A 9,417-nucleotide genomic window follows, 5' to 3' on the forward strand; every position below is an offset into this window, starting at 1 on the left:
AGAAAATATTGTTGTTGAGTCTGCTACGGTTCAAGATGTGATCTTGCCAATGGCTGTTTTGAGTGGAACCATTAGCGACAAAAACGGCTCACCAGTTGCCGCTACGCGCGTGACAATTAGCCATATCGCGTATCAGCAAAACGGAAACAGTGACACCGGTTTTTATTTGGAAAGTCAGGGCAAGTCGCCTGCGACCCATGCTTTGAGTGACGCTAACGGTGAGTTTGCATTAGCGCTGTTTACTAATCAAAGTACTGATATTAATTTTGTGCCGCCGCTAGGCAATCAGCTTGTTAGTAGCACCCTAATTAGTGATTATGTCATTACGCAGGATACAGCTGATTCTTTCGTTTTAGCGCAGCCTTTCACTTTATCTGGCTACCTGTTAGATGAGCAGGGCAACCCGATAGACCATACAATGATTACCGCACATAATCAGAGTAATCGTCAACTTGCTGACACACCCGTTCTCACCGACAGCGAAGGTTATTTCGAGTTTAAAGTTTCCTCTGGAAACTATCAGTTAAGGCCTTACTTACAGACCGAGAATCAAGTTGATGACGAGGGTGTTGTTACGGCTTACCCTGTACCCGATTATGCTGCAGTTTATTACGCTGCCAGAAATATTAGTGTTTTCGCTAATACCTCAGTTGATGTAACGATTCCAATGTCAGTATTAAGTGGAAAAGCACTCGATGCCAACGGCGTCGCTGTTCCGGGTGTTAAATTGCGAGTAGATCATGCATATACGCGTGATTCGATCAGCTACTACATGGAAAATACTGGTGATGGCATCAACAGTAATGCGATCAGTGACAGTAATGGTGAGTTTGCATTCGGCTTATTTACAAATCAAGAAACTGGCATATCAGTTAATCCTCCAGAAAGTTCAGGGTTCGCTATCACCAATGTTAGCCATACTATTACCCAGGAAACCAGTGAAGATATCTGGCTAATTCATAGTGATTTTGCAGTACCAACAATTATTGCTGGTCCTTATGTTAAGCATATCACCGACTCAAGCGCTGTTATCGAATGGACAAGTGATAAACCTGGCTCAAGCATTGTAGATTTATCAAACGGCTTACGTTATCAATCAGACACACTAAGCACTGAGCATAGCGTCGTCGTGACAGGGTTGGACCCCGAGACTCTCTATCAGGCAGATGTCCATTCATTAGATAAAGATGACCGCGCTTCTGAAACACTAAGTACCAGTTTTACAACGCTTGCTGTACCGGATTATCGGGCACCCTTGATACTAGAAGGCCCTTATGCATCAAATATAACGCATGAGCAATTTACCTTATCTTTGTGTGCAGATGAGCCGGTTAGAGGCTCGATATATGTTGATGATCAACACTTCACTCTTTCGGATTTAGCGATTTGCCATCAAATTCTTATCGAAAGTTTGAGTCCGAATACTGCGTACACAGTTATTGCTGAAGTAAGTGATGAGCAAGCTAACGGCCCTACAACAAGTCAGGCAATGACTGTCACCACCCTGCCCGCCCCCGACATCAGCGCTCCGAACATCTTACTGATGCCAATGGTTATTGATATTTCCGATACCAGTGCGACAGTTATCTGGACGACGGATGAAGCATCAACAAGTGGTGTATCTTATAACGATGGCAGCCAATACCATGTGGTAAGTGATCAACGTTTTGTCTTAGAGCACTCAATGCCTTTGGCAGATCTTTTACCTGAAACAGAATATACCTTAACGGTATCTTCCACAGACAGGCATGGAAACGGCCCGACTATCAGTACGCCGATAACCTTTACAACCCTGGCCTCACCAGACACCATGGCACCCATTATTATCGGCAGCCCATTAATACAGAATATTACACATCAAAGCGTCGTCATTCGCTGGAAAACTAGTGAGCCTGCAACGACTCGTCTAGTAATCGGTACTTCGATAGATGAGCTTGAGCAAATTGAAAGTAAAAACGGTTTAAGGGCTTCGCATACTTTGCCAGTGACCGGCTTACAGCCTGATACATTTTATTACTTCCAAGTTCAGACCGCTGATGCGCAAGGTAATCTTGCAATGAGTGAGGTTATGTCCTTCCGCAGTAAAGTTAGAGGCCATCAAGGCGATCCTCACTTTATGTCGGAAGTGGAGGTTCTCGAACTTAGCGGTGCCACGCTTAGTGTCTACTGGGAAACCGATGTAAACGCTGATGCGCGATTGGTATGTACAAGCGCCGCCGCGACGCTTGAAGTGCACGTATCTAAACCAACTAAGAAACACACGCTTACTTTGACCACTTTAGTGGAAGGTAATAGCTATACTTGTACCGCATATTCCACTGATCATCACGGATATACAGCAAGCAAGCAAATTAATACGCTTATCGAAGTTGCCTCTAGTAAGCTAAGAAGTATTTCAACAAGTTCAGACAACACTGCGCCAATTCTGACCGCAACACCGGTTCTTGAAAGTTTCGGTGAGCTTGCAAGCTTAAGCTTAGTAAGTGATGAATTGTCGGTTGTATTTGTAGAATATAGACCTGAAGGTTCTGCTGATTGGCAAGCAGCGGGCTCACAATCCGAGAAGCTGTCGCACTTTATTCTGCTTCAAGAGCTAATCCCCAATAGCAGCTATGAGCTACGATATGTGTTGGCTGACATTGTGGGCAACCAAACATCTTTCCAAACAATTTCTTTTAACTCCGGTAGCTTGATCGATCTACCCTTGCCTGCTTTCAGCTCGCAGCCGGACGTAAGCTTTATTTCAACAAACACCGCGCTTGTTGAATGGGCCAATACCGATCAAGCAATTGGCCAGGTAAGCTTTGGTACGGCGATCGATGACTTATCTTACAAAGAAGCCAATATAGATAGTGCGCTGAGTCACCAAGTGAATCTTGTGAACCTTGATCCTGCGACTCATTATTATGTTCGTGTAGACGCTTATAATTTACTTGGCGAAATGGTTAGCAGTGACACCCTTAGTTTTGTTACGTCTGCTACAAGCGATAATGCAGACAGTGATAATGACGGCTTGCCGGATGTATGGGAGATCCAGTTCGGCTTGGACCCACAAGATGCCAGCGATGCATTTATTGACCAAGACAACGATGGTTTGAGCAACCGAGAGGAATTCGCTGCGCAAACTGACCCTAATAGCGCTGATAGCGATGTGGATGGTATTCCAGATGGTTGGGAGTTTGATCACAACCTCAACCCAAATGATGCAGCAGATGCTAGCCTTGATACTAACAATGACGGCATAACGAATTTGGATGAATTCCTTAGTGCGGCAGATACTGAGGCGCCGGTGATTGATTTGGTTTCTGAAATTACGTTGGCGTCTAATGGGCCATTAACTGCAGTGCCAATGAGTAATATTAGTGCAAGCGATAATGTTGATGGAAGTGTCGCGCTTATTAATTTAGATGAGACCCACCTACCACCGGGGCATCACATAGTTAACTGGCTCGCAGAAGACTCGGCCGGTAATAGAACAATTGCCAGCCAGTCTATACAGATAATACCGCAACTTTTGTTAAGCAAAGCTCAGGTCACAAGTGAAAACAATCGTGTTTCAGTTAACTTGAGCTTATCTGGGGAGGCACCAGTTTACCCTGTGCTTGTTCCTTACAGTCTTGGTGGTACAGCTAACGAAAATGATTACGACTTACTTACTAGCTCAAATGTCACCGAGCAGTCCACTAAGGTCAGCGGTGTCGTCATTTTTGACGAAGGCATGACTGCCGAGCTAGTACTAGAAGTCTTAGATGACCAAATTGTTGAAAGTGATGAGCAGCTTATCGTTACATTTAATGATCCGGTCAATGCGGTGATAGGTGCGAACGAGCAGCATCAGATCACGATTACAGAATCGAATATTGCCCCTAGATTAAACGTGACCGCAGAGCAAAATGGTTTGGCGCTTACAACGCTCAGTTCAGGTGAAGGCTTGGTGACTATTCATGCGCTTGTTGATGATTTAAATTCGGCTGACTCACACTCATTTGACTGGAGTAAAACCGACAACCAGCTAGTAGACCTTGACGGCGACTCAAGAACGCTTACCTTTGATCCGGTCAATTTAAGTACAGGCGTATATATCGCCGAAGTGAGTGTTACAGACAACGGTACGCCAAGTAAAGCTTCAAATGCACGTATAAATCTTAGAGTGATTGATACCTATCTTACATTGTCGGCAAATGACGATTCTGATGGTGATGGAGTCAATGATTTCGTCGAGGGGCGACTAGATTCCGACTATGATGGTATCGCTGACTACCTTGATTTTATTGACGGTTCAGCTTTGTTGCAGCACCGAGTAGGCAGTGACGATGAATATCGCTACCTAATGCAGGTTGAATATGGAGCGTCTCTATCCTTAGGCACAGCCGCTATGACGGACCCTAATGGCGGCGCATTACTCAGTGCGTTAAATCTGGGGGATATGGGATTAGAAACTGATGCTGAATTCGACTATGCCAGCGGCCTATTTGATTTCGAAATTCATAATGTGTTGCCAGTTGGAAGTAGTATTCAACTCGTTATTCCGCTTATAGAACCGATTCCTGAAGAAGCAGTGTATCGTAAATTAGATCCAATATACGGCTGGCAGAACTTTGAACTTGATAGCAATAACCAACTATATTCAAGTGCAGGAGAGCCAGGCATTTGCCCTTCTCCTGGAAGTACTGCTTATCAACCAGGCTTAACGCAAGGCCACAACTGTCTAATGATGCTAATAGAAGATGGCGGTGCCAACGATGCAGATGGCCAGGCTAATGGTACTGTGCTTGATCCAGGGGGCGTTGCCAGCTTAGTTTCTGAACCAGTAACTGAACCCACTACGAGCAAGGGTGGCAGTGGTGGCGGTTCAGTCTTCTGGATGCTGTGGCTTGTAGCGTTGCTTGGTTTAAAGCGAATTACACTAAGAGAGCGCCTTTAATTGAGTTTTATATCTTACGTACCAGAAAACCTGGTGCGTAAGATAAACGGGTATTTAATTCCCTCTATGACCCGCAGTGACGCTGTTTAGTGGGTTACGTAATCCTTAAATGTCGCTGGCTCGGCCAGAGATAGCGCTGAGCATTTCTTCTGCCTCGTCATAAGACATGTACTTTGCAACGGCGTAGGTTGAGTTAGCTTCTTTAAAAGCACCCTGAATAATTTCAGAAAAATCTGAGCGTTTTATTTGAGGTATCGTGTTCTCGATATTTAGCGTAGAAATCAAATTTTTGACTTCACTAATAAACGCTTCAGCTAGCACTGTATCATTATCATTTCTGCTGCCGAGACCCAGGCATTGTGCAAGTTCAGCCAAGCGTGTCGTGCTCGCAGCTTTAGTGAATTCAAGCACATAAGGCAGAACTTTTGCATTGGATTCGCCATGGGGTAGTTTGTACTTAGCACCTAATTGGTGGGCAAAAGCATGCACATACCCTAATCCGGCGATATTTATCGTTAAGCCTCCGTAGTACGAAGCCAGCGCCATCTTCTCTCGTGCTTTAGCATTGTTGCCACGTTTGTATACCTTCGGTAGGTTTTCAAAAATCATTTGAATACCTGAACGAGAATAATAGTCAGACTCTTCGTTTGCCATGCCGCTTAAATAAGATTCGACAAGGTGGGTTAAGGCATCCATCCCGGTTGCTGCAGTAATAGCAGGAGGAAGGCCCTTCATTAAATCAGGGTCTAGTGCCGCTACTAAAGGAACTATTTTTGTATCAATAACAAGTTCTTTTTTGTGGGTAATGCTGTCAGAAATAACGGCACCAATGGTTGCCTCAGAGCCAGTACCCGCAGTGGTGGGAATTGCAAAGAAAGGCGCAGAAGGTTTCTTGCCCTTTAAAATGCCAACCAGATCTCGAGGGCTCACTTCGTTACTTGCAGCTAAAGCAATAACTTTAGCAGCATCAATTGAAGAGCCACCACCAATAGCCATTACAGAATCACAGTTTTGCTGTCGATACTTACGGAGGCCACTTTCAACTACTGTGAAGGTAGGGTCAGGCTCTACTTCGGTAAATAGTGAATACTTCATCCCAGAAAGATTTAACTGTTCAAGTACTGGGTCGAGAAGGCCCGTATCGTAAAGTGCCTGGTCAGTAACAATCAAAAGTTTATTGAGGCCAAACTGAGAAACCGATTCACAAAGGTTGATTGATGCACCTTTGCTCATAAAGATCGTCGGTTTTGGAATGTTAAGTAAATAGGTAACGGCCTTAAGACCCGTTACATATCCCTTGCCTACTAATTGATTCTTGAAACGGGAGAGCTTCAATGTGTTGACAATTTTGGATTCCAATTCGTCGATTACCTTTGGCACTTTTATCGTCATACTTGCGCTCCTTAAGGTTATTTTTGTTTTTGAAGCTTGCCGTAATTACGCGCTTATTACTAAAACTTTATTTGACTAGCTCGCTAATGTTAATTTTTACTTGTTGCTCGGAACCTAACTCAACCAGTTCAGCTCGGCCTTCAAAATCGCCACTTGCTGCGCTAACTTGACCCGACTTGGAAACACGCGCAGTAACATTTACGAGCTTAGCATCGGAAAGCTTAGCTGCAGGACTCATTGCGTCAGCGTCACTCAAGTTAATTGTTAGAGGAAGCTCAGAAACAGTATGTCTACTTGCAGCAAGAGGCGGGCTAGCTTGATTCGCGTTTTCAGCGTTTTTTACAAATACAAACACGGTATCACCGGGTTTAACTGAGCCGAGAAGTGTTTCATCAAGCGATACGAATACATCAATTAACGAACCGCTGCTGTCGCTGGAAAAATCTGACAGTTCGATACCTGCACGGCGCTGCGCTTCATTAATGCCTTGTTTCATCTGGCCGGCGGCCGGATGTTCAGGATAAGCCTCTAAAACTTTAGACCAGTACTCAATAGCTAGTGAGAAGTCCTCAGACGTAAACGCATTGATTGCTAATAAACTTAAGGTATTTGGTTCGTTTGGGTTTAGTTCTAATGCCTTGTCAATCGTACCTTTAAGCGCGTCGGTGAAAATGCCCTTGGATGCGTAATATTGAGCCTGAGCTGTAATTCCGTAGGTTGCAGCAAGATCTTGATAGTTTATCTCGGGAGCCTCTTTTAACAAGCGAGTAACTTGTTCGAATGCGTCGACAGCAAGAGAATAGCGCTCGGTGTTCATTGCGGTGCGTGCTAGCAGGCCCCAGCCTTGAATGTTATTTGGGTTATCTTTTAGCTTGGCGTGTAATTGTTCGAGTAAGGCAGAGATGTCACCGTTTCGTGCTTGCTCAGTGGCACTAGCGAGCTCTGCATTACTTTCACTTCCTTCAAGATAGGCAACAACATCGTTGTAAGCGCCATAGTGGTTATAAAGAGCGGCGCTTAGTGCGACAACAACGGATACGCTGCCAAGTATAATTCCAATTGATGAGAATTTACTTAGCGAACTAGAGGTGGAATCAGAGTGGCTTTGATCGATACGATCGGCATCTTCGAGCAGCGTGTTATCAAGTTCTTCCTTAAGTTGAGCATATTGCTCGTCACCGATCACACCGCTATTTTTATCTAACTGTAATTCATTTAAGCGTTCTTTATATATTAATACATTTTGGGCAGTACGTTCTTTATTCTCGTTGGCCTGAATCTTATTCTGCTTGATTGTTTGTCGCTGGATAGATGCGAAGCGAAAGCTTGGTACGATAACAAACAAGCTTGCAAGGCATAGTAAAAGTAAAGCGGGTAACCAAAAGTCGTACATTAAGATTTATCCTGATCGTTGTCGGCATCAAACTCACGAAGCAATGCCTGAACTTTGTTGTTTGTACTGTCGGCCCTAGAATCAGATACCGAATCATTGCTCGTTGATGTGCCAGGTTTATCTTGATTGGTGTTTCGCTTATTACGAACAGCGTAAGCGATAACGCCCATGCCAAAAATGATAAAAATCCAAGGTCCATACCAGAGCATTAAGGTTTCACTACTAACTTTTGGCTTATAGGTGACGAAATCTCCAAAGCGATCAATCATAAATTGAACAACTTCTTCAGGACTACTCCCTTCTTCAAGTAAACGGTGAACCTCTTTGCGCATGTCGGCAGCAATTGGGGCGTTAGAGTCAGCGATATCTTGATTTTGACATTTTGGGCAACGGAGCTCCTTAGTCAACTCAAGGTAATTCATGCGCCTTTCTTCATCAGAAAACTGATAAACGTCTATATTTGCGCTAATAGGAAGCGAAAAGAAAGTTGTAAGGGAAAACAGCAAAATTAATCTGCTTGTGAGCTCGTTCATAGCACCACCTTTCCTTCGAGTTTGTCGATCAAAGGCTTAAGCGTCGAGTGCCAGACTTTGTCATCAACGACACCAACATGGCGATGCCTGACATATCCGTGCTGATCGATAATGTATGTCTCTGGAGCACCGTAAACACCTAGATCAAATCCAAGCTTTCCCTCAGGGTCGTAAATGTTGAATGTATAAGGGTTGCCTAGTTTTGCAAGCCAAACCTGAGCAGCATCACGCTCATCCTTGTAATTTAATCCAGCGATTTTGACGCCCTGCTCTGACAGAGTGTTTAGATAGGGGTGCTCAACTCGACACGATGGGCACCAGGTTGCCCAGACATTTAAGAGCATTACCTCACCGCTGAATACTGAGTTATTGAGCTGCTTATTTTGGTCTGACAAAGAACTCAGCTGAAACTTCGGTACTGGGTCGTTTAGCCGTGCCGTTTCTAGTTTGGTAGGATCCTTACCGATAGCGGTATATAGTATGAGCCCAAGAGCAATAGTAAGAACGAGAGGTGTGAAAAGGACGATTCTTTTGTTCATACCAGGCCTCCATTTTTATTGTCTACGAGTTTTGACTTTAAGCGATAACGACGATCACTTATCGCAAACAATCCACCTAGCGCCATAAAAATAGTGCCAAGCCAAATCCATCTAACGAAGGGTTTTATTTGAATACGAACTGCCCAGGCACCGTCAGTGAGTGGCTCGCCTAAAGCAATATAGAGATCACGGAATAGCCCGGCATCAATGCCTGCTTCCGTCATAGGGCTGTTCTTAGAGAAGTAAACTCGCTTCTCGGGGTGTAATGTGGCGACTTCGTTCCCTGATGCAACCGAGGTAACACGTACCGTGGCACGATCAGCCTGATAGTTAGCGCCAGTATAGGGATCTAAGCTTTCAAATACGAAGTTGTAACCAGACACACTCACTTGCTCGCCAGGCGCCATACGAATATCTCTTTCTTCAGATTCAACCGACACTAGCGTTACGCCTAGAATACTAAAGGCAAACCCCAAGTGGCCAAGCGTCATTCCAACATAGGAACGGCTGAGTCGTCTCAGGCCGCGAATGCGTCCGGCTTTGTTCTCTGATTTCTGATATACGTCTTTTAAGGTAAAGCCGGTAATCCAAAGCGCTAGAAATGACCCAAAAAACGCACCGACATGAAATTCTTCA

The 9,417-nt window shown here is 44.5% G+C and carries 6 protein-coding genes; 1 reads left to right on the forward strand and 5 read right to left on the reverse strand.

Features of this window, described 5'->3' with window-relative positions; all coding sequences use genetic code 11:
* On the forward strand, positions 1 to 4,924 hold a 4,924-nt coding region (locus A3763_RS28290), incomplete at its 5' end, for a choice-of-anchor U domain-containing protein (protein WP_304440796.1).
* Between the two features lie 105 nt (positions 4,925 to 5,029).
* On the opposite strand, the gene A3763_RS05995 is transcribed toward A3763_RS28290, so the two are convergent.
* The 5 genes from A3763_RS05995 to A3763_RS06015 all read right to left on the reverse strand — a co-directional run.
* Positions 5,030 to 6,316, reverse strand: coding sequence for an iron-containing alcohol dehydrogenase (locus tag A3763_RS05995; protein WP_068510746.1), 1,287 nt, complete (start codon positions 6,314 to 6,316; stop codon positions 5,030 to 5,032).
* Between the two features lie 67 nt (positions 6,317 to 6,383).
* Entirely contained in the window at positions 6,384 to 7,709 is a 1,326-nt protein-coding gene (gene ccmI, locus A3763_RS06000; RefSeq protein WP_068510744.1) for a c-type cytochrome biogenesis protein CcmI, read from the reverse strand.
* Positions 7,709 to 8,242, reverse strand: a complete 534-nt coding sequence (locus A3763_RS06005; protein ID WP_068508837.1) for a cytochrome c-type biogenesis protein — start codon at positions 8,240 to 8,242, stop codon at positions 7,709 to 7,711. Before A3763_RS06005 ends, ccmI begins: the two co-directional genes overlap by 1 nt.
* The gene (locus tag A3763_RS06010) at positions 8,239 to 8,781 is read right to left on the reverse strand and encodes a DsbE family thiol:disulfide interchange protein (protein ID WP_068510742.1); all 543 of its coding nucleotides are present in this window, start codon (positions 8,779 to 8,781) and stop codon (positions 8,239 to 8,241) included. The genes A3763_RS06005 and A3763_RS06010 overlap by 4 nt, the downstream gene beginning before the upstream one ends.
* Positions 8,778 to 9,417: cytochrome c-type biogenesis CcmF C-terminal domain-containing protein (locus A3763_RS06015; protein ID WP_304440797.1), on the reverse strand; the 640-nt coding region annotated here is incomplete at its 5' end. The genes A3763_RS06015 and A3763_RS06010, both read right to left, overlap by 4 nt.

This window comes from Oleiphilus sp. HI0128 (assembly GCF_001635365.1).

Coding starts and splice junctions, on each gene's coding strand:
- A3763_RS05995 (WP_068510746.1), bottom strand. CDS start 6,316: ATGACGATAAAAGTGCCAAAGGTAATCGACGAATTGGAATCCAAAATT.
- ccmI (WP_068510744.1), bottom strand. CDS start 7,709: ATGTACGACTTTTGGTTACCCGCTTTACTTTTACTATGCCTTGCAAGC.
- A3763_RS06005 (WP_068508837.1), bottom strand. CDS start 8,242: ATGAACGAGCTCACAAGCAGATTAATTTTGCTGTTTTCCCTTACAACT.
- A3763_RS06010 (WP_068510742.1), bottom strand. CDS start 8,781: ATGAACAAAAGAATCGTCCTTTTCACACCTCTCGTTCTTACTATTGCT.